A 23,905-nucleotide genomic window follows, 5' to 3' on the forward strand; every position below is an offset into this window, starting at 1 on the left:
CATAATAATTCTTTAAGCTAGTCATGAGATGATGTTTATAAATGATAAAGTTTGTTAAAGTATCTTAAATACAAAAAGCATTATGTCACAACTAGAATATTTTTTATTAACTCGCGTTTTACTGCATTTCGAGCAGAATGCTAGCGATATTATTAGCGATATTTCTGCTGGGACTTTTAGTGATGATGGTAGTCTGTGGGTTGGTTCTGATGAAATGGTTGGAATTGAGCGTCTTTCTCCTATCGATTGTCATTTTTATGGTAAACATCAACGGTTTTTGTTAAAGGATTACATAGATTTATTTGATGACGATGAAATTGATATTGAAGGTATGGATTTTAGGGATGGTTATCTGTGGTTGACTGGTTCTCATAGCACTAAACGAAAGAAACCCAAAGGTAAAGATAAGATAACTGATTTAGAAAGACTTGCGACTGTTACTACTGACTTGAATCGTTTTATTTTGGCAAAAATTCCTGTTATTAATGGTGAATTAATTAAATCTTATGTTCCTGTTGAAGGAGAAACCAAAACCGCAGCTTGTTTGCAGAAAATCGACGAACGTAATTTGTTATTTGAAGTGTTAAAAGAAGACGTACATTTACAGCCATTTATTACGGCAAAAATACCTTCTAAAGATAACGGTTTGGATGTTGAAGGTTTAGCGGTAGCAAGTAATAATCGGTTGTTTTTAGGATTACGAGGACCTGTATTACGGGGATTAGCTGTAATTTTAGAAATACAGATTGCAGAATCCGAACCTGGTGTTCTCGTGCTTGAAGAAATCACCGACGAAGGAAGAAAATACAAAAAGCATTTTCTCGATTTGAATGGTTTGGGAATACGAGAATTATGTTTACAAGATTCAGATTTGATTATTTTAGCAGGACCGACGATGGCTTTAGAAGGAGAAATGGAGGTATTTCGCTGGAAAAATGCTGTCAATAATTCCAGTAACAGCGATGATATTCATCAACAGCACGAGGATAGCTTGTTTCCTTTATTTGACTTACCTTTTACCATTGGTTCCGATCATGCTGAAGGTTTAGCATTATATCCTTGTTGGGGAGAACAAAATAGCTTGATGATATTTTACGATTCTCCTAGCGATCGCCGTTTACGAGGAGATAAACAAATATTTGTTGATGTTTTTGAAATTTAGTTAAATTCCTCAACTATCTTATCTTCTCCATTATGCAATCGATTCAAATTGCTTTCCACAGTCTTCGTATAAGGATGTTCTTTCCCTAACACTGAAAGACAAATATCTAATGCTTGTTGAAAAATCGGTTCGGCTTTGACTGTAAACCCTTGACAAAAGTACATTTGTGCCAAATTATTTAAAGTTGTAGCCGTGTGAGGATGCATTTCTCCAAAGTTGTTTTGGCAGATTTCTAATGCTTGCTCAAAAAGAGGTTCGGCTTGTTGATATTTTCCTATGCAGCAGTATAATGCACCTAGACTATTCAAGCTGTTAGCTGTGATAGGATGTTGCTTTCCAAGCATTTGAGAACGAATTTGCAGCGCTTTTTTTAAACAAGCTTCTGCGGTATCATATCGTCTTTGAGATTTGTAAATTAGTCCTAAATTGTGGAAACTTTCGGCTGTCTGAGGATGGTGTTTGCTGAGTATTTTACAATTAGTCTTTAGCGCTTGCTTTAATAATTTTTCTGAAGAAGCATAGTTTCCATGTTGGTATAGTAAGTAACCAATTTTATTAAGTCTGTCAGCAACAGCAGATATTTCTTGAAAGTAACTAATTTCCATGTTGACATGGCAGCGTTGTATGAGAAAATCTACTGTATCGCATTCGCCACAGATACGGGAAAAATTTATCATCGCAGTAATTAATTGTAGCGTTTGAGGATGTTTTAAACCAAGGCTAATTTTGACAATTTCTAAACCTCGTTTGTCTTCTTCACTGTTCTTAGTGATGTGTTAAGTAATCCAAATTATTGTAAATATTGGCTAAAATTTATTGACAGAAAAACTCTAGGGGGTGATTTCGATCTGCGTGCAATTTGTAGGATATTCAAAGTCTGTTTCAACTGCTTTGACCCTCTATTCAAATTTTTCTTGTTCGCGTTTAATCAAGCAGTAGTAAACTTGGTTTGAGCAAGCTGTAGATATTGGATATTTTGATGAGATTCAAATGTCTATAAAGCCTTTTGACTTAACTTTAACAGGAACGCAGGTTATAAAGTAAAGCTAAGGTTGAACTTTGAGTTGTTATTTATACGACAAATTATATGCAAATTCTTGGATAGTTGTTAAGGTGTAGGGTAGCTTGCCTGGAACCAAATCAAGGACTGATTATACTTTCATGAGAATAATAATAACAGCTAATGTCCAGAAGTACTACTTTTAGTTGATAAATTATAAGTTGGGAAGGTTTGGCATTAATCCCAACATATCCTGCATCACCCAATCCCAATTTTTTCACTCTCCAAAATCAAGTAATTTTTTTATATAAAATTATTAGTATTAAAGGAAACAGACAAAAAAATAAAAAGAGGTAATATTACTAAGAGATAAATCAAATACGACTTTAACTTCTCACAAGGAGGCAACAGGGAAGACCTGTGAGTTTTAGATATGGGAGGAAAGTTGCTTCTATGGTCATTAAGTAGGACAAGTTCGCATTTACGTACCGTGTCCCGTTTAGGTACATTGTCTATCCTTGAACTCTTCTCACGGCTCTAAATAGTGAGATGAGTTAATAATAATGTAATTATTTGAAAACCTCGGAGATAGTTCAGCGATATAAAACTTTATACAGAACAGGATTCTTAATGTTGACAACAGGATTAACAAATAAAGCAAAAGACTTACCAGAAGTCGGACAATCCTCCCTAGGAAAGATGTCTCAAGCGGGAAAGGACAAAATAATTGAGAAGCTTGCCATTGCCGCATCCTTTACCAGTGAGCCTGTAAAGGATTCTCTTGACTTTTGGATGCAAGAAATAGGAATCTCCTGTTTAATTGAGTTTGCCCCTTATAATCAAATATTCCAACAGTTACTTAATCAAAAAAGTATCATATCACAGAATGAGCAAGGCGTAAATATAATTCTGATACGATTTGAGGACTGGTACCAAGATGAGGAAACTTTTAAGGACAGCGTAGAGGAATTCTTGTTGGCTATGCAAGGTGCTACACAAGCTTGCAAAATTCCTTATCTAGTTTGTATTTGTCCGTCTTCTCCCCAAGTACTTGTAGATAGCAATCGGGTGCAATTATACCGAGATACCCAAGCTGAGTTGATAGCTGAATTAAACAACATCAGCAATGTGTATGTGGTGACATCTGAAGAGTTGAATGCGACTTATCCAGTTGTAGATTATTATGACCCTTACGGGGAAGAAGAAGGAAAAATTCCTTATACTCAATCTTTTTTTTGTGCCTTGGGTACAATGTTGGCAAGAAAAATCTATGCTTTGCAAAGTTTACCTTATAAAGTGATTGTCCTTGATTGCGATAATACTTTATGGAGTGGAGTTTGTGGTGAAGATGGTGCAACTGGGGTGAAGATTAGCCCTCCATATGAAGCGTTACAACAATTTATTATCAACCAGCAGGAATCAGGAAAGCTGATTTGTTTGTGCAGCAAGAATCAAGAAAATGATGTTTTTGCGGTGTTTGAACAACATCCAGATATGTTATTAAATAAGCATCATTTGGTAAATTGGCGGATTAATTGGCAACCTAAGTCAGAGAATTTGCAATCCCTGGCTGCGGAACTTAATTTAGGTTTGGATAGTTTTATATTTATTGATGATAACCCGGTCGAGTGTGGGGAAGTTAAGGCTAATTGTCCCCAGGTTTTAACCCTACAACTTCCAGAAGAATGTCAGCAAATTCCTCGATTTCTCCAGCATATTTGGGCATTTGACCAGATACAAGTAACTAAAGAGGATAAGAAAAGGACTGAACTTTATCAGCAAAATGTCCAGCGTCAGCGTTTACATCAAGATTCACTTACTTTTAATGATTTTCTCGCTAGGCTAGGTTTAGAAATTGAGATTAACCAGATGAAACTGGAAGATTTATCAAGGGTTTCTCAATTAACTCAACGTACTAATCAGTTTAACTTTACTACTATTCGACGGTCAGAAGGTGAGATTCAACAACTTTGTGATTCTGGTGTTTTAGAATGTCGAGTTGTTAGTGTTAAAGACAGATTTGGGGATTATGGTAAAGTTGGTTTACTGTTGTTTTCATCTAATGATGAGGTGCTAAATGTAGATACTTTTTTACTTAGTTGTCGGGTACTTGGTCGAGGTGTAGAGCATCGGATGCTTTCCTATTTGGGGGAAATAGCGCAACATCGGGGATTGAGTAAAGTTAATATTTTATATCAAGCAACTCAGAAAAATAAACCTGCTTTGTTATTTCTTGAAGGTATTAGCGAGAAATGTAAGCAGGATGAATATAACGAGGAAAAGAATGCTGGCTGGTTATTTCAATTTTCATCCACTGCTTTGACTGGCTTAATTTTTAATCCCACTCAAGTCGAAACTGCATCTCCACAAGATTTTCAGCAGAATAATTCTTTTCAAAGTAAAACTATAAATTCTTCAGAGCTACAGGCTGACTCGGAAATAGTTGTTTTGGAACGTATTGGCAAACAATTATATAGTCCTGAAATTATACTTAAAGAAATTTTATACCGACAAAAACGCCAACGTCCAAACTTAGAAATAGAATTTGTTGCTCCTCGTACTTCTGTGGAGGAAGCAATCGCTAGTCTGTTCGTTGAAATTTTAAAAATAGACCGAGTAGGGATTGATGACAACTTTTTTGAGTTGGGTGGAAATTCCTTGTCTGCTACCCAGTTAATTTCTCGATTGCGGGATGCTTTTAAACTAGAATTATCTCTAAATCTTTTATTTGAATTTCCTACAGTAACCGGCTTAGCTGAGAGTTTTGAGGTTCTACAAACTACAACAAAAAATATAGATATTACTTCTATTAATGATAATGAAGAAGAGTATGAAGAAGGTATTTTATAGGTGATAAAACTGGAATAAATGTATATAAATACCATTAACATATTAAAATAATGGTGTTTTTAGGATGCGTTATAACTAAGTTCGTAACGATGAGGAGAATACACACCGCGTTTTGCCTTCCCTACAAAAATTTCTCCCTTCTTTATGATTAATTATTGATTAAAAAAACCTCACAGACAAGGCACTGCGTTGCGGAGGTTCCCTGCGTTGTTGTAGCAATTACCGTGCAAAGGACGCAGAGGAAAGAGATAAACAGAGATAACAACTAACAACTAACAACTAATGACTATAGTTAAATTTTTATCTAACTTAAAAGGTTTAGGAATTAATGTCTGGGTTGAAGATCAACAGTTGCGTTATCGTTCTCCCAAGGGAGTAATGACATCAACCCTGAAACAAGAATTAATCGAGCGAAAAACAGAAATCCTGGCTTTTCTCCAAGAAGCTCATATTGCTAAAGAATCCTCAAACACAGCAATAGTAGCTGTTCCCCGAAAAGGAGACTTACCTTTATCCTTCAGCCAGCAAAGGATGTGGTTTAGCTATCAATTAGATAGTAACAACCCTTTTTACAATGAAAGTTTCCAAGTGCAAATTACAGGGAAGCTAAATATCCCTGCTTTGGAGAAAAGTATTAATGAAATTGTCCTTCGTCACGAAGCTTTACGAACAAGTTTTCCGACTGTAGAAGGAAAACCCTTACAACAGATTAACCCTAGCTTAAGGGTACCTTTACCAGTAATTGACTTCCAAGGTTTATCAGAAGCAGAGTTACAACAAATTATTAGCAATGAAGCAAGGAAACCTTTTGACCTTAGCAATGATTCTTTGTTACGAACTACTTTACTACACCTTGATTCAGAATCCCATGTGCTGATATTAGTCATGCACCACATCATCACAGATGGTTGCTCAATGGGAGTGTTTTTTCAAGAATTATCTGCCTTTTATCAAGATACAATATGTCGCGTCTCTACAAATTTACCAGAATTACCCATCCAATATGCAGACTTTGCAGTTTGGCAACGTCAATGGTTAACTGGGGAGATACTGGAAAGACAACTAAACTATTGGAAGCAACAGTTAGCTTCAGTTCCACCATTGTTGGAGTTACCAACTGATAAAACTCGTCCTCCCGTACAAACTTATTGTGGAAAGATAACTCAATTTCAACTTGACCAAAATTTGACCAAACAACTACAAACCCTCAGCCAAAAGTCAGGAACAACTTTGTTTATGACTCTATTGGCGGCTTACAGTATTTTACTCTATCGCTATAGTGGTCAAGAGGATATTTGTGTTGGTTCTCCCTTTGCTAACCGCAATCGTCGGGAAATAGAAGCATTAATTGGCTTTTTTGCTAATACAATAGTTTTACGTACCCAAATTAAAGATAATCCCAGCTTTGCTGAATTCTTACAACAAGTACGACGGGTTGTTTTAGATGCTCACGCACATCAAGATGTACCCTTTGAGCAAGTTGTAGAAGTATTACAACCAGAACGCTCTCCCAGTTACAATCCGTTGTTTCAGACGATGTTTGTACTGGAGAATTTTTCCATAGATACATTCGATTTACCTGATATTTCCTTGACTCCCCAGTTAGTAGAGCGGGGTACATCTCAGTTTGATTTAAGCTTGTCGATGTGGGAAACACAAGAGGGACTTAGAGGTTATTGGGAATATAATACTGACTTGTTTGAAAGTACTACGATTGCGAGGATGACAGGTCATTTGCAAACTTTGTTATCAGCGATTGTTGCGAATCCCCAGTCTATAATTAGTGAATTACCTATCCTCACAGAAAAAGAACAGCATCAGTTATTAGTTGAGTGGAATTCTAAGCAGAGTGATTTTCCTCATGACAAATGTATTCATGAGTTGTTTGAGTTACAGGTAGAAAAAACACCATTTGCGATCGCGGTGGAATTTGGCTCTCAAAAACTGACCTACGCACAATTAAACATCAAAGCCAACCAACTAGCACATCATCTACAAACTCTGGGTGTAAAACCTGAAGTGCTGGTTGGTTTATGTGTAGAGCGTTCCTTAGAAATGGTGGTGGGATTATTGGGAATACTCAAAGCTGGTGGTGCTTATGTTCCCCTAGACCCAAATTATCCCCCAGAGCGTTTAGCGTATATGTTAACTGATTCTGGGGTGTCGGTGCTACTAACTCAACAGAAGTTAATCAATGCTTTACCTGAAAGTAGTGCAAAAGTAATTTGCTTGGATACAGATTCAATATGTAGAGACGTTATATGTAACGTCTCTACAGAGGTAAAATCGAATAATTTAGCTTATATAATTTATACTTCGGGTTCTACAGGAAAACCAAAGGGTGTAATGATAGAACATCAGTCTTTGGTAAATTTCATTGAAGCCGCAAAGATAGAGTATGAAATCAGTTCCAGGGATAGAATTTTGCAATTTGCATCAATTAGTTTTGATGTAGCAGCAGAAGAAATTTATACTTTTTTGACCTCTGGTGCAACAGTGGTATTACGCAGCGATGAAATGATCGGTTCTATTGCTAAATTCCTCCAAAACTGCTGGGAGTTGCAGTTAACGGTATTAGATTTACCCACAGCCTATTGGCATCAATTAACCTCTGAATTAGCAACTACAAATCAAATATTACCGCCATCAGTACGATTGGTAATTATCGGGGGAGAAGCAGCATTGCCAGAAACATTGAATCTGTGGCAAAATTATGGGTCAAGCAAGCTCACAAAACCTCCCTTATTAATTAATGCTTACGGTCCGACGGAAGCAACTGTAGAAACAACAATATGTAAATTGTCCGAGTTGCGATCGCCTGACATCAAGGAACACTTACCCATCGGACGACCACTGAATAATGTAGAAGTATACATTCTAGATAAATACCTGCAACCAGTTCCTATTGGTGTACCGGGAGAATTGTATATTGGTGGCGCGGGTTTAGCTAGAGGTTATTTCAACCATCCAGAGTTAACGGTTGAAAAATTTATTCCAAAACCTTGGGAAAAATCCCAAAGACTCTACAAAACCGGCGATTTAGTTCGTTATTTACCTGATGGTAATATTACCTTCATTGGTCGAATTGATAACCAAGTTAAAATTCGTGGTTTTCGGATTGAATTAGGAGAAATCGAAACCGCGATCGCCACACATCCCCAGATCAAAGAAGCTGTAGTTATCGTCCGAGAAGATGAACCAGGGAAAAAGCGTCTTGTTGCTTATGTAGTAGAACAATCCTCAATCCAAAATACATTGCGGGACTTCCTCAAACAGAAGTTACCCGACTACATGATACCTAGTCTTTTTGTGACGTTAGATTCATTACCTCTTACCCCCAGTGATAAGGTAGACCGTCGCGCCCTTCCGGTTCCATTAGTAAATATTGATTCAGAAAACTTTGTTGCTCCCCGTACTAATACTGAAGAAACATTGGCTGTAATTTGGCAGGATGTCTTAAAGTTAAAACAAGTAAGTATTTATGACAACTTCTTTGAACTGGGTGGAGACTCTATTATCAGTATTCAAATTATCGCTCGCGCTCATCAAGCTGGTTTAAAACTGACACCAAAACAATTATTTCAATATCAAACTATTGCGGAATTAGCAACAGTTGCTGGTACAGCTACTAATAATCTACAAGCACAACAAGGTTTAGTGACTGGAGAAATTCCCCTAACCCCAATTCAGCATTGGTTTTTCGAGCAAAATTTTGCTCAACCCCACCACTTCAACCAAGCAATGCTACTGGAAGTACCATCTAATATTAAACCAGAGTTATTGCAGCAGGTACTACAGCAGTTGTTGATTCATCATGATGCTTTGCGTCTGCAATATATCCAGCATAATAATTCTCAATGGCAGCAAATTAACGGCGATGCTAGCTCTTCTGTACCCTTCGAGGTTGTGGACTTATCAAACCTGACATCAGAAGAACAAAAAATCGCGATCGCGCAAAAAGCAAACGCACTACAAAGGGTACTAAATCTCTCTACAGGTAACTTAATCCAGGTAATGTTATTCCAGTTGGGTGTCTCTTCACCGGGACGTTTACTGATTATTATCCATCACCTCGCTGTTGATGGTGTTTCATGGCGAATTTTACTGGAAGACTTGACAACAGCTTATTACCAAATTTTGCAGGGAGAAAATATCCAATTAGTAGCTAAAACTACATCTTTTCAAGATTGGTCATATCGACTCCAAAACTACGCTCAAGAGCAAAAATTAAGATTAGAGTTAAAATACTGGTTGCAAAATTTTGATACTTTTGCTACTGTTTTACCTGTAGATTATGCTTATGAAAAATCTGCTAACACTGTCGGCAGCAGCAAAATTGTATCTGTATCCCTGAGTAGGGAACAAACTCGCAATTTATTGCAAGATGTGCCTTCAATTTATAACACCCAAATTAATGATGTATTGCTTACTGCCTTAGTGCAAACCTTTGCTCAGTGGGGTGGTTGTAATTCTTTACTCGTTGACTTAGAAGGTCATGGAAGAGAAGATTTATTTGAGGATGTGGATTTATCCCGCACCCTAGGGTGGTTTACTAGTGTGTTCCCTGTTCGATTAAAACTAGAAGACTCAATCCATTCTGGAGAAGCTCTCAAATCAATTAAAGAACAACTGCGAGAAATTCCCCAACGAGGTATTGGCTATGGCATTTTGCGCTATCTCAGTCACGATCAGACTATCTGCGAACAATTACAAGCACTTCCCCAAGCCGAGATAAGTTTTAATTACTTGGGTCAATTTGACCAAACACAGTTCGGTGATGGGTGGAAATTTGCTCAAGAGTCGAATGGTGAGATTCATAGTCCTTTAGGACAGCGCTCTCATTTATTAGAAATAGATGGGTTAATTATTAACGGTAGACTGCAATTGGATTGGAGGTATAGCCAAAATATTCATAGACAGTCTAGCGTAGAAAATTTAGCTAATTATTATCTACAAGCTCTAGAAGCAATTATCGCTCATTGCCTGTGCAAAGAAGCAGGAGGATATACTCCTTCAGATTTTCCAGAAGCAGGATTAAGTCAAGATGAGCTTGATGCATTGCTGTCAATCCTTGATTGATAAAGTCAGCCTTCTTACTGTAAGCCCCTGTCTAATCGCTGAAGTCCTCAGAGGACTACTAGTACTTGATTGCATTAGTTTTGCTGGGTTAAATATTTGTAGTGGGAGCGTCTCGCTCCCTGGTAGTAGCTAGCGAGCTAGATGCCACCAGCGAGCTTTCCGGTATGCCCCTCCGGGGCAGGCTACGCCAACGCACTACGAATTTCTTACCCATCATAATTAATGAAAAGGACCACTAGTAGTCCATTGCATTAAATTTGATGGGTAACGCGCTCGTTACAATCAGCGAGCGGGACGCTCGCACTACTTCTACCCCTCAGAACTAATGAAATGAACTACTAGTACTTGATTGCATTAGTTTTGCTGGGTTAAATATTTGTAGTGGGAGCGTCTCGCTCCCTGGTAGTAGCTAGCGAGCTAGATGCCACCAGCGAGCTTTCCGGTATGCCCCTCCGGGGCAGGCTACGCCAACGCACTACGAATTTCTTACCCATCATAATTAATGAAAAGGACCACTAGTAGTCCGCCACATTAATTTTGAGGGGTATTACTTCAGTCCTATTTATAGGACTTTCGCTATTAGACAGGGACTTACAGTCCCTGGCGAGTTGGATACCCACCCCTCAAAACTTGTGTGGTCAAGTACTAGTGGTTTATGTCATAAATTCTGACGGGTTCGTTTATTGTCGAAACCATGTAGAGACGCGATATATCGCGTCTCTACAACCTTCCTCCCTATATTTCTCAAAAAATAACTGGTAACTGAAATGACACTTAACGTTCCAGAAAATAAAAGTAAAAATATTGAATCCATTTACTCGCTTTCTCCAATGCAGGAAGGTTTGCTCTTCCATACCCTTTACGAAGGAGAATCGGGTGTTTACTTCGAGCAACTGAGCTTTAATCTGAGTGGAAACTTAAATGTTACTGTCTTTGAACAAGCTTGGCAACGAGTAGTGGAACGACATCCAGTATTACGTACTCTTTTTGTATGGGAAAATAGTAAAAAACCACTGCAAGTAGTACGCAAAAAGGTAAATCTACCTTGGGCTAATTATGACTGGCGAAATTTATCAGCAGTTGAGCAAGAAGAAAAATTTCAAACCTTTCTACAAGTAGATAGAGATAAGGGTTTTGAACTTGACAAAGCACCACTGATGCGGAACACCTTAATTCGATTGAGCGAGCAAACTTATAAATTTATCTGGAGTTCTCATCACCTGTTAACGGATGGTTGGTGTCTACCGATTATCCTTAAAGAGGTCTTTACTTTTTACGAAGCATTGAATAAAGGCGAAGATTTATACTTACCTTCTCTGCGTCCCTACAAAGACTATATTAATTGGCTGCAAAAGCAAGATTTCTCTACAGCAAAAGCATTTTGGCAACAAACACTCCAAGGTTTTACTGCTTCTACTCCCTTGGTTGTAGACCAAGTGGTACAGCTTTCTTCACAACATAAAAGCACTTACCAAGAACAGCATCTACGATTATCAGAAAAGACTACCAGCGCTCTCAAATCTTTAGTAAAGCAACATCATCTCACCCTTTCTACCTTATTGCAAGGAATTTGGGCATTGCTACTCAGTCGTTATAGTGGTGAGTCGGATGTAATATTTGGCGCTACCGTATCCGGTCGCCCTCCCACTTTGTCCGGTGTAGAATCTATGGTTGGGCTATTTATTAATACCTTACCTGTACGTGTGCAAGTGTCGGGCGATACAGAACTATTTAAATGGTTAGAACAGTTACAGTCACAGCATTTGGAACGAGAACAATATTCATGGTATCCCCTGGTCGAAATCCAGCGCTTCAGTGAAATACCTGGAGGAAGACCTTTATTTGAAAGTCTTGTAGTGTTTGAAAATTATCCTGTAGGTTCTTCCTTACTAGAAGACACAGCAGGTTTAGAAATTGACCAAATAAAATCCTACGAACGCACAAATTATCCTCTGACATTGGTAGTAATACCGGGGGAAGAATTGTTAGTGCGAATGCTTTACGATTGTAGTCGTTTCGATGCAGATACTATTACTAGGATGGGGAATCACTTCCTGACTTTGTTAGAGGGAGTGGTTATAAATCCAACAAGTCAATTACAAGACTTATCTTTGATCACTGAAGTAGAACGACATCAGTTATTAGTGGAATGGAATGACACCCATACAAAATATCCTGACAAATGTATTCATCAGTTGTTTTCAGAACAAGTACAACGCACTCCTCAAAACATAGCGCTACAGTTTGATTGCGAAACATTAACTTACGAACAATTGAATAATCGCGCTAATCAGTTAGCAGATTATTTAATTACTTTAGGTGTCAAACCAGATGTGTTAGTTGGTTTGTGTGTAGAGCGTTCTATAGATATGGTTGTGGGGTTGTTAGCAATTCTGAAAGCTGGTGGAGCTTATGTACCCCTAGATCCAAGCTATCCTCAAGAACGCTTGGCTTATATGTTGAGTGATTCTCAAGCGTCGGTATTGCTGACTCAAAATTCATTTCTCGACTATTTACCCAAACACGAAAAAGTAGTTTGTTTGGATAAAGATATGATTACAGTTCCCTTTCTGGAGGAAATATCTAATATATCTACAGATGTAAAACCGGAAAATTTAGCTTACGTAATTTACACTTCTGGTTCCACTGGTAAACCCAAGGGAGTGGCGATGAGTAACCGTTCCCTAGTTAACTTATTAATGTGGCAAATTGAAAATGGAATTGCTAATCGGGATGCCAAAACCCTGCAATTTTCACCGATAAGTTTTGATGTCTCCTTCCAAGAAATTTTCTCTACCTTGTGCGCTGGTGGGACATTAGTTTTAATTCCCGATGATGTGAGACGAGATGCGATCGCTTTATTAAAGTTACTCACAGAACAAAAGATTGAAAGATTATTTCTACCTTTTGTTGCTTTACAGCAGTTAGCTGAGGTTGCTGCTAGTAGCGATTATTTACCTGTGAGTTTACGGGAAATTATTACCGCAGGGGAACAGTTGCAAATGACAACTGCTCTGACTAACTTTTTGACAAGGCTCCCTAATTGCACACTCCAAAATCAATATGGACCATCAGAAACTCATGTAGTCACAGCTTTTACCTTAGAACCGAATGCTGATACTCAAAAATTTTCAAGCCTTCCTCCCATTGGTCGTCCTATTGCTAACACACAGATATACATTCTCAACTCTCATCACCAACCCGTACCCATTAATGTTCCAGGAGAACTATATATTGGGGGTGTTGGTTTAGCCAGGGAATATCTCAACCGTTCAGATTTAACTACCGAAAAGTTTGTTCCCAATCCGTTTGTTGAAACAAGTAGGGGACACAGAGAAAGCCCAACGCCTAAATTATACAAAACAGGTGATTTAGCACGTTATTTACCTGATGGTAATATTGAATTCCTGGGACGAATTGATAATCAAGTAAAAATACGAGGTTTCCGCATTGAGTTGGGAGAGATAGAAACTGCACTGACAGCACATCCACAAATATCGGAAGCAGTAGTTATGCTTCGAGAAGATGAACCAAACAAAAAACGTCTTGTTGGCTATATCGTAATCCAAAATCCAAAATCTAAAATCCAAAATATATTACGGGACTTTCTCAAACAGGAATTACCCGAATACATGGTGCCTAGTGTTTTTGTATTTTTAGATGCTTTACCTTTGACTCCTAGCGGTAAGATAGACCGTCGTAGACTACCTGTTCCTTCTGTAAGCCATGACCTAGAAAGTTTTGTCCCACCCCGTACTCCTACTGAGGAAAATTTGGCACAAATTTGGCAGGAAGTTTTAGGATTAGAGCAAGTAAGCATTCACGATAACTTCTTTGAATGCGGAGGACATTCTTTACTCGCAACTCAAGTAATTTCCCGGTTGCGCCAGAATTGGAAAATAGAATTACCCCTACGTCGTTTGTTTGAAAAACCGACTGTAGCTCAACTAGCTGCGAGTATTGACCTTCTGCTGTCAACAGCGCAAAAACTCACAGAAGCATCTCCTAGCCATTTATTAGAAAACCAAGCAGAACGGGAAGAAATTGAACTGTGAAAAACATTGAAGAATTTTTGTTAGACCTTTCCTGTTTAGATATTAAGCTATGGGTCGAAGAAGGTCGTTTGCGCTGTAATGCACCGAAAGGAACACTAACACCAGAAATACGTACCCATTTATCTGAGCGTAAAGCAGAAATTATTAGTTTCTTGCAACAAATTAATCTCAATTCAAACTCTAGTTTTGAGTCTATTAGTCCGGTTCCCCGCAACCAAGAGCTACCTTTATCCTTTGCACAACAGCGATTATGGTTCCTTTATCAATTGGAAGGGGGAAACAGCACCTACAATTTACCCTTAACACTAGAAATTACTGGCAATCTGAATATTGCAGCCCTAGAACAAGCAATTAGAGAAATCCTGCGTCGTCACGAAATCCTGCGTACCCATATTGTCATAGTTAATGACAACCCCATGCAGGTAATTGACCCAGAAATCGATTTCAATCTAGAATTAATTGACTTAGAGGATTTACCATCCGCTTCCAAATTCACTACCGTAAAACAATTAGCCACAAAAGAAGGTGACAAACCCTTTGACCTGATCAACTCTCCTTTGGTGCGTTTCCATCTCTGGAGACTGAGCGAACAATCCCACGTATTGGTGATAAATATGCACCACATCGTTTCTGATGGCTGGTCAATGGGAATTTTTATGCAGGAGTTGTCCGCTTTCTATCAAGCTTTTACTTATGGAAACGCGACAAATATTTCTACAGTTTTACCGGAATTATCTATACAGTATGCAGACTTTGCCGTTTGGCAGCAACAGTATTTGCAAGGTGAAATTCTCGAAAAGCAACTGAACTACTGGAAGCAACAGTTAGCTGACGCACCACCATTGTTAGAACTACCTACAGACCGTCCCCGTCCCCCAGTTCAGAGTTTTCGCGGTGGTGTTGTAGAATTTCAACTAGATTCAGATTTAAGTGCCAAGTTGAAAATCCTCAGTCAAAAGTCAGGAGCCACGCTGTTTATGACAATGCTGGCGGCTTTTGTAACTTTACTTGAACGCTATAGCGGTCAGGATGATATCTGTATCGGTTCTCCCGTTGCTAACCGCAACCGTAAAGAGATAGAATCATTACTTGGCTTTTTTGTCAATACTTTAGTGTTGCGATTTCAGCTAGGTGAAAATCCCAGTTTTTCCGATTTACTCAATCAAGTCAAAAAAGTAGCTGCTGATGGTCAAACTCATCAGGATGTACCTTTTGAGCAGGTGGTAGAAGCATTACAGCCAGAACGAAATCTCAGTTATAGTCCTTTGTTTCAGGTGCTGTTTGACTTGCAGTATGACTCAAGGTCACAACTCGAATTCCCTGGTTTAACTGTAACTCCTTTACAAACAGAAATTGTTACCTCAAAATTTGATTTAAGTTTAGTAATAGAAGATACAATAAATGGTTTGAGAGGTTGGTGGGAATACAGTAGCGACTTATTTAATGTAGATACCATTACCAGGATGACTGGTCATTTCCAAACCTTATTAGCAGCTATTGTTGAAAATCCGCAAACACCAATCAGTATATTACCAATACTCACACAAAAAGAGCAGCATCAATTATTAGTGGAATGGAATTCTACGAAGAGTGATTTTGCTGAAGACAAATGTATTCATGAGTTGTTTGAGTTACAGGTAAAACGCAATCCTGAAACTATAGCGCTAGAGTTTGGTTGCGAAACATTAACTTACGCACAACTAAATAACCGTGCAAATCAGCTAGCAGATTATTTAATAACTTTGGGAGTTAAACCAGATGTTTTAGTAGGTTTATGTGTAGAGCGTTCTGTGGAAATGATCGTGGGATTATTGGGGATATTAAAAGCTGGGGGTGCTTATTTACCCCTTGATCCCAACTATCCCCCAGAACGTTTAGCTCATATGGTGGATGATTCTGGGGTGTTGGTGCTATTAACTCAGCAGAAGTTAATTAATTTAATTAATTTATTACCTGAAAGTAAAGCCAAGGTAGTTTGTTTTGATAGTGACCTGATTTTTACAGACGGGATATATCCTGTCTGTACAAAGGTAAAGCCAAATAATTTAGCTTACATAATTTATACATCTGGTTCTACGGGGAAACCGAAAGGAGTGATGATTTCCCATTCTTGTGTAGTTAACCACGCAACCAGCGCGATCGCAGAATATGGTTTGACTAATTGCGATCGAGTATTACAATTTGCTTCGTTCAGTTTTGATGTAGCAGCAGAAGAAATTTTCCCTACCTTATTAAGCGGTGGAACCTTAGTAATGCGCCCTAGAGAAATGTTCAGTTCTTTTGCTGATTTCTCCAGATTTATTGAGCAGAAAAGCTTAACAGTTGTCAATATACCAACACCATACTGGCAAGAGTGGGTTTTGGAAATATCTCAAGGTAAGTCTGTGGTACCAAACAACCTGCGTTTGTTAGTTACAGGTAGCGAACAGGTAATACCCGAACGACTAGCTTTATGGCAGCAATTGGTTGGGGATAGGGTAATGTGGGTAAATGCTTATGGTCCCACAGAAGCCACTATTACAGCTACAGTCTATAAACCACAATCATCATCAAAGCATAATTATACTAATGGAGTATCTATAGGTCGTCCCATAGCTAATACACAAATTTACATCTTAGATAAAAATCTCCAACCAGTTCCGATTGGTGTACCAGGAGAACTACATATTGGTGGTGTGGGTTTAGCATCTGGTTATCTCAATCTTCCAGAATTAACAAAACAAAAATTTATTCCTATTCCCTACTCCCTACTCCCTACTCTTTGCTCCCGACTTTACAAAACAGGTGATAAAGCACGTTATTTACCAGATGGTAATATCGAGTTCTTGGGTAGGATTGATAATCAAGTGAAAATTCGTGGTTTTCGGATTGAATTAGGGGAAATTGAAGCTCTGTTAGCTCAACATCCTCTAGTTCGAGCATCTGCGGTAATTGTCCGAGAAGACCAACCCGGAAACAAGCAAATTATCGCCTATATTGTCCCAAATCATCAACCCTCAATCCAAAATCAACTAAGGGATTTCCTTAAACAAAAGTTACCCGATTACATGGTTCCTTCCATATTTGTGATGTTGGAGGAACTACCTTTAACTCCTAATGGTAAAGTAAACCGTCGCGCTCTCCCAAAAGCGTCTATTTCTCAATCAGATAATTTTGTTAATCCTCGGACTGATACAGAAAAAACTGTAGCCAAAATCTGGAGTAATATCTTAGGTGTCAAACAAATAAGCATTCACGACAATTTCTTTGAATTGGGAGGACATTCCCTACGTGCTACTCAAGTAATTTCCCAGTTGCGGGAAACTTGGAAAATAGACTTACCTCTACGTTACTTGTTTGAAGAACCAACTACTGCCGGATTAGCAGAATTAATTGATAAAATTATCGCACAAGATAATTCTGCTAAAATCACCACAAATACAGAAGAAGATTTCCGTAAAGATGCTGTCTTAGACCCAAATATTCGACCCCAAAAATTATCTTTTGATGGGAAAAGTCAGCCTCAAAATATCTTATTAACTGGAGCTACTGGATTTGTCGGAGCTTATTTAATCCATGAATTATTAGAAAAAACAGAAGCTAATATATATTGTCTTATCCGTTCTCAAAATCTCGAACAAGCTAGACAAAAGCTACAAAATAAGTTGAAAATCTATGGTATTTGGGAAACAAATAAAAATACTAGAATTATTCCGATAGTGGGAGATTTATCGAAAAAACTTTTGGGTCTTTCTCCATCCCAATTTCACGATTTAGCAAATAAAATTGATATTATCTATCATAATGCTGCGTGGATAAATACAATTTATCCTTACTCTGTACTCAAACCCAGCAACGTTTTAGGAACTCAAGAAATTCTCAGATTAGCGAGCGAAATTAAACTCAAACCCGTACATTATATTTCCACCACCTCTGTTTTTTCAGCTATTGCTTATTCCCAAAACAATTGCATTTTAGAATCAGATCCATTAGATAAAACAGAAGGTCTTGAAAATGGATACTGTCAAAGTAAATGGGTAGCTGAAAAATTAGTCATGGAAGCACGAGATAGGGGACTTCCAGTTAGTATCTACAGATTAGCCAGAGTCACAGGACATAGCCAAACTGGCATTTGTAACACAGATGACTTGTTTTGTAGATTAATTAAAGGTTGTATACAAATGGGAATTGCACCCCAAATGGATGATGCTTTAGATAACTTGACACCTGTTGATTATGTAAGTAAGGCTATTGTCCATCTATCACAACAAAAAGAATCTTTAGGGAAAGCATTTCACTTGCTTAATCCCCATCCTACCCCAATGAACGAACTGTTTAACTTGATTCCAACTTTAGGCTATCCTTTACAACAAGTTCCCTATCAACAGTGGTTAGAGCAACTGGTTAAAGAATCACAGTTAGATTCAGATAACGTTCTTAAACCATTGCTACCTGTATATTCTCAAAACACAACGGATTCAACACCAGAACCAGAATTTGATCTCACAAATACTCACCAAGGTTTAGTGGGTACAGATATTATATTTCCTTCTATGGAACTACAACTACTAGAGACTTATTTTTCTTACTTTATCAAGAGTGGTTATTTAACTGCTCCATTATCAACTAATCAACTTACAGCACTTTGTAGGTAAATTAAATATAATTCCTAGACTAAAACTCTTGTGGGATGGGCTTCGGTTGCCTCGTTCAAATATACTTTACTCAAATAAAATATGCTCTACCTTTTGTTGCAAGTAGGTTGATGGTGTGTGACGCTACAAACCTTATTACTACGTTCAAATTTAATCGTAGCGTCATATCCTTTACCCTTACATCGGAATGATAAAAAGTATGTGCAAAAAAACTCTGCGTTCCTCTCTCTTGAAAAGTTGCTCATGGGGGGAACCCCCAAGACCGCACTTTCCGCTGCGCTTACCTCCGCGTCACTTTGCGTTAAAAATATATAATTCCGATACAAACGGATTTGATATCACACAACGGCAATAATGCCCGAAGTTAATCTACACCGCCTAAACCGGCTCCCCTACAAGGAAAATGTGACAATTGCGTAAGTCCTGTTTATTTACAACTAACAGCCAACAACTAATATGATCGAAATTAGAGAAAAATCACCTACACAAGGAGTACTAACAGTTATCCAGGAAATGAGTATTTTTATACTTATTTGGTTTGGACAAATTGTTTCTGTAACAGGCTCTGGATTAACCAACTTTGCTCTAGATGTTTGGGTTTATCAAAAAACCGGGTCGGTGACTCAGTTCGCACTCTTGGTGCTATTTAATACTCTTCCTTTTATTCTGATTTCTCCCATAGCTGGAGTATTAGCCGACCGTTTCAGTCGCCGTTGGCTAATGATTATTAGTGATTTATGTGCGGGTTTGTGTACCTTAACCATAGCATTGTTATATATTAGCGGTCAGCTAGAAATTTGGCATATTTATATTGCGACTGCTGTTAGTAATGGTTTCCTGGGTATCCAATGGCCTACTTATAATGCTTCTGTCACCTTACTTGTACCAGAAAAACACCTTGCTCGTGCCAACGGTATGAACCAGTTAGCCGATGGTTTTGCTCGACTAACTGCCCCTATCCTCGCAGCTGCACTGTTAAGTATTATCCATCTCAAGGGCATTATTTTGATCGACTTTTCGACGATGCTCTTTGCTCAAATTTTCCTGCTAATACTTCCATTTCCAGAAATTAACAACAGTGAAACCATCCAAGACAGCGAAGAATCAGCAAAAATGTCATTCCTAGAGGAAGTTTCCCAAGGGTTTAGTTATTTGTACCAACGTCCTGGACTATTAGCAGTGCTGTTGTTTACCATCATTATTAACTACCTTGTAGGAGTATTTGATGTTGTTGTCATACCCCTAGCGTTATCATTTAACTCAGTAGTCATTGCTGGTACAATCTTTTCTATCACTTGTTCTGGTATTTTGGTGGGTGGTGTTGCTACTAGTATTTGGGGTAAGTGGCAAAGTTACATTCACACCATATTTATCAGCACTATCCTTGCGGGATTATTTATTTTAATTGCTGGTTTGCAACCTTCCCTATACTTGTTTACTGCTTTTGGGTTTCTCTTCTTCCTAACTGTACCCGTTATTAATAGTTCTACTTTCGCAATATTACAAAAGAAAGTTAGTGCCAATATACAGGGAAGAGTATTTGCTTTACAAGGAGCGATCGCAACTACCTGCTTGTCCCTTGGCTATGTCAGTGCTGGTTTTTTAACCGACCATGTTTTTGAACCTTTAATGACATCCAATAGTCCTCTGGCTACTACTATCGGACAAATTATTGGTACTGGAACTGGTCGTGGTATAGGACTCCTATTAATTATCATCGGATTTCTAGTAATTTTACTGACCTCAATTGCTTACCTTTACCCGAAGCTAAGACTCGTGGAACAGGAACTACCCGATGTTATTCCGAAAAATTAATCAAATCAGAAGTCGGGTTTTGCTCGCAATTTGTAACCGTGTTACAGATACTTGTGCTAAAAACCCGACTTCTATTAAAAATCTATTTCCCCGTCACGATTTTACAGTTCTACAACTGTTTTACTTCAGAAACTAACTTACCTACCATATCTTTAGCGCTACCAAAAAGCATCGAGGTTTTATCTTTATAGAACAGGCTATTATCAACACCTGCAAAACCTTTACTCATACCGCGTTTAATTACAATCGTTTGTTTAGCGCGATCGACTTCTAAAATAGGCATACCATAAATCGGACTATTTTTATCGCTTCTGGCGGCTGGATTGACTACATCATTTGCCCCAATAATTAAAGCAACATCAGTTTGTTCAAATTGGGGATTGACATCTTCCATATCATAAAGTTGTTCGTAGGGAACATTTGCTTCAGCAAGCAACACATTCATATGTCCGGGCATTCTTCCAGCTACCGGATGAATGGCATACTTAACATCTACACCCATCCGCTCCAATTGATCAGCCAATTCGCGAACACCGTGCTGTGCTTGAGCAACAGCCATTCCGTAACCGGGAACGATGACTACAGAACGAGCATAACCGAGCATCATCGCACCTTCTTCGGGATCAATGCTGCGAACAACTTGATCGGTTGCACCACCAGTAGCACCAGCACCGCCACCACCATCTGTACCAAAGGCACTAAATAATACACTGAACAAAGAACGGTTCATAGCCTTACACATAATTTGCGTGAGGATTAAACCGCTCGCTCCTACCAAAGCGCCGGCGATAATTAACATATTGTTCATCACCACAAAACCAGCAGCAGCCGCAGCCAAACCAGAAAGTGAGTTCAACAGCGAAATTACTACCGGCATATCCCCACCACCGATAGGGATAACGAACAATACACCTAGCAGTAATGAAACTCCTACTACCCCTAAAAATACGGGTAAATTATAAGGATCTACAATTAAAAATCCACTACCGACAATATAGGCAACCAACAGCAAAATATTAAAAGGCTGCTGTAAAGGATAAGTAATCGGCGTACCTTTGAGAATACCTTGCAGTTTAGCAAAGGCTACCGTACTGCCCGTAAAGGTGATACCACCGATAAATACATCCAGCAGCATGGAAATATTTACATCCAAACCAATCGGTTGAGAAGTTTCCAATAGCCGCCAAAATTCTGCAACCGCTACCAAAGCAGAAGCAGAACCCCCCAAACCATTGAGTAAACCTACCATTTGGGGCATTTGAGTCATCTGTACCGTATAAGCAGCAACAGCCCCGATAGCGGAACCAATTGCTAAACCCAACAGAATCATTTGATAATTCAACACCTGCTGATTTAGGAGAGTCGCGGCGATCGCCAACAACATCCCTACAGCCGCAATCACATTACCGTTTCGTGCCGTAGCAGGTGAACCTAACTTTTTTAAACCCAGAATAAACAAAGATGCAGCAACTAAATAAGTTAACTGAATTCCAGTTGGCAGAAAATCGCTCATAATTTTGTTTGATAGTTGATAGTTGATGGTTGACAGTGGACAGTTCAGAGTTCATTACAACTAATTCTTAACTCCTAACTCTTAACTCTTAACTCCTAACTCTTAACTCCTAACTCTTAACTGGCTTTCTTCTTAAACATTTCCAACATTCTATCGGTGACGAGAAAACCACCAACAACGTTAATCGTTGCGAGTATCACCGCAGTCAAACCAAGAATTACTGAGATATTGGATTCCTTTGCACCAGCAGCTACAATTGCCCCCAGTACTGCAATACCAGAAATTGCATTGGAACCAGACATCAAAGGTGTGTGTAAAGTTGGCGGTACTTTATTAATGACTTCAAATCCAATAAAAGAAGCCAAAACAAATACAAATAAAGCCGCAATTAATGCTTCTGTCATTTCAAAAAAACTCCCATAAAATCAGTGAACAGTTATCAGTAAACAGTTATCAGTATTACTAGTTCTTAGGCTGAGCGTGGGAACTAAGGTTTGGAGACTGAACTGCATCAATTATTGCAATTGCTCATTGTTAACTATTAACTGTTAAAGCTTGTAAAGCATCTTTTACTCTTTGATTGCGAATTTCACCGTTATGGGTAACGCAAGCAGCGTCTACAATATCGTCGGTAAAATCAAGATGCAAAGCTTTATCTTTCACTAGTAAATTCATCAGTGAAACTAAATTTTTTGAATACAATTGACTAGCGTGAACTGGTACTGATGAAGGTAAGTTAATCGGACCAATAATTGTCACACCGTTTTTCACTACATTACCACCAGGTTCGGTATAAGCTGCATTTCCACCTTGATTTGCTGCTAAATCGACAATTACTGCACCGGGTTTCATTTGGGCAATCATTTCTTCTGTTACTAATCGAGGTGCTTTTCTACCCGGTACTTGAGCAGTTGTAATTACTACATCAGCATTTTTTACTCGCTCGGTAACGGCTTCTTGAGTACGCTTTTTGCTTTCTTCAGAAATTTCTTTAGCGTAACCCCCTGCGGTGGCTGTTTCTTCATCTAACTTAACTTCGACAAATTTTGCTCCCAAACTTTGCACTTCTTCTTTCACAGCGGGACGAATATCAAAAGCTTCTACCACCGCTCCCAAACGTCTTGCAGTTGCGATCGCCTGTAAACCAGCGACACCCGCGCCCATGACGAACACTTTCGCAGGAGCAATGGTACCGGCTGCTGTTGTCAACATCGGGAAATATTTTGGTAACGCTTCCGCAGCGATTAATACCGCTTTATAACCCGCAATGGAAGCTTGGGAAGATAAAGCATCCATACTTTGCGCTCTGGTGCTGCGGGGAATCATTTCTACGCTCAAAGCAGTTACTTTACGCTGTGCTAGTTGCTCAATCAGGGATGGATTTGCTAAAGGATTGAGAAACCCCATTAATACGCTTCCTTCCTTCAATAAATCAACTTCGGAACTGCCATCTTCTCGTTGTTGCGGAGGACTTACTTTGAGTAGGATATCTGCTTCACCCCACAAAGAAACAGTATCAGAAATAATTGTTGCTCCAGCTGTTTCGTAATCAGAATCGTTAAATAATGCTTTTTCACCAGCACCCGCTTCTATCCATACCTCGAAACCTTGTTTAACCAACTTTGAAACAACATCTGGAATTAATGCTACACGACGCTCGCTAGCTTCTATTTCCTTCGCAACTGCGATTCTCATGAATTCTCCTAATTAATCGTTAGTTATTTTTTTAGAACAAGTGAAAATATCTTTGAGTAAGGCATAGCTAATATTAACAGTAGGCTTTGATCTGTAAAGCCG

Annotated in this window: 10 protein-coding genes; 6 read left to right on the plus strand and 4 right to left on the minus strand. The window is 38.6% G+C overall.

Features of this window, described 5'->3' with window-relative positions; genetic code table 11:
• Positions 1 to 82: 82 nt before the first annotated feature.
• Complete coding sequence (locus tag IQ247_RS00365) at positions 83 to 1,162, plus strand: DUF3616 domain-containing protein (RefSeq protein WP_193915617.1); 1,080 nt, start codon at positions 83 to 85, stop codon at positions 1,160 to 1,162.
• On the opposite strand, the gene IQ247_RS00370 is transcribed toward IQ247_RS00365, so the two are convergent.
• Entirely contained in the window at positions 1,159 to 1,839 is a 681-nt protein-coding gene (locus tag IQ247_RS00370; protein ID WP_193915620.1) for a tetratricopeptide repeat protein, read from the minus strand. The genes IQ247_RS00365 and IQ247_RS00370 overlap by 4 nt on opposite strands.
• A gap of 953 nt (positions 1,840 to 2,792) precedes the next feature.
• Here IQ247_RS00370 and IQ247_RS00375 point away from each other — a divergent pair.
• The 5 genes from IQ247_RS00375 to IQ247_RS00395 all read left to right on the plus strand — a co-directional run bounded on the left by IQ247_RS00375 (position 2,793) and on the right by IQ247_RS00395 (position 20,595).
• Positions 2,793 to 5,012: an HAD-IIIC family phosphatase gene (locus tag IQ247_RS00375; protein WP_228059358.1), complete on the plus strand. Its 2,220-nt coding sequence runs from the start codon at positions 2,793 to 2,795 to the stop codon at positions 5,010 to 5,012.
• 282 nt (positions 5,013 to 5,294) lie between these two features.
• Entirely contained in the window at positions 5,295 to 10,091 is a 4,797-nt protein-coding gene (locus IQ247_RS00380; protein ID WP_193915623.1) for a non-ribosomal peptide synthetase, read from the plus strand.
• Positions 10,092 to 10,858: 767 nt separating this feature from the next.
• The gene (locus IQ247_RS00385) at positions 10,859 to 14,146 is read left to right on the plus strand and encodes a non-ribosomal peptide synthetase (RefSeq protein WP_193915626.1); all 3,288 of its coding nucleotides are present in this window, start codon (positions 10,859 to 10,861) and stop codon (positions 14,144 to 14,146) included.
• The gene (locus IQ247_RS00390) at positions 14,143 to 18,780 is read left to right on the plus strand and encodes a non-ribosomal peptide synthetase (RefSeq protein WP_193915629.1); all 4,638 of its coding nucleotides are present in this window, start codon (positions 14,143 to 14,145) and stop codon (positions 18,778 to 18,780) included. The genes IQ247_RS00385 and IQ247_RS00390 overlap by 4 nt, the downstream gene beginning before the upstream one ends.
• 456 nt (positions 18,781 to 19,236) lie before the next feature.
• Positions 19,237 to 20,595 (plus strand): MFS transporter, encoded by a 1,359-nt coding sequence (locus IQ247_RS00395; protein WP_193915631.1) that lies wholly within the window; start codon positions 19,237 to 19,239, stop codon positions 20,593 to 20,595.
• A 109-nt stretch (positions 20,596 to 20,704) separates the two neighbouring features.
• Here IQ247_RS00395 and IQ247_RS00400 read toward each other — a convergent pair whose 3' ends face one another.
• The 3 genes from IQ247_RS00400 to IQ247_RS00410 form a co-directional block, all read right to left on the minus strand.
• On the minus strand, positions 20,705 to 22,108 hold the full coding sequence (locus IQ247_RS00400; protein ID WP_193915634.1) for an NAD(P)(+) transhydrogenase (Re/Si-specific) subunit beta: 1,404 nt from the start codon (positions 22,106 to 22,108) through the stop codon (positions 20,705 to 20,707).
• Positions 22,109 to 22,224: 116 nt separating this feature from the next.
• The gene (locus IQ247_RS00405) at positions 22,225 to 22,512 is read right to left on the minus strand and encodes an NAD(P) transhydrogenase subunit alpha part 2 (RefSeq protein ID WP_193915637.1); all 288 of its coding nucleotides are present in this window, start codon (positions 22,510 to 22,512) and stop codon (positions 22,225 to 22,227) included.
• A 130-nt stretch (positions 22,513 to 22,642) separates the two neighbouring features.
• Positions 22,643 to 23,803 carry a Re/Si-specific NAD(P)(+) transhydrogenase subunit alpha gene (locus tag IQ247_RS00410; protein ID WP_193915639.1) on the minus strand — a complete coding sequence of 387 codons (1,161 nt, stop codon included), beginning with the start codon at positions 23,801 to 23,803 and terminating at the stop codon, positions 22,643 to 22,645.
• Between the last annotated feature and the right edge of the window lie 102 nt (positions 23,804 to 23,905).

The sequence above is a fragment of the Plectonema cf. radiosum LEGE 06105 genome (assembly GCF_015207665.1).
Taxonomy (GTDB): domain Bacteria; phylum Cyanobacteriota; class Cyanobacteriia; order Cyanobacteriales; family Nostocaceae; genus Rivularia; species Rivularia radiosa_A.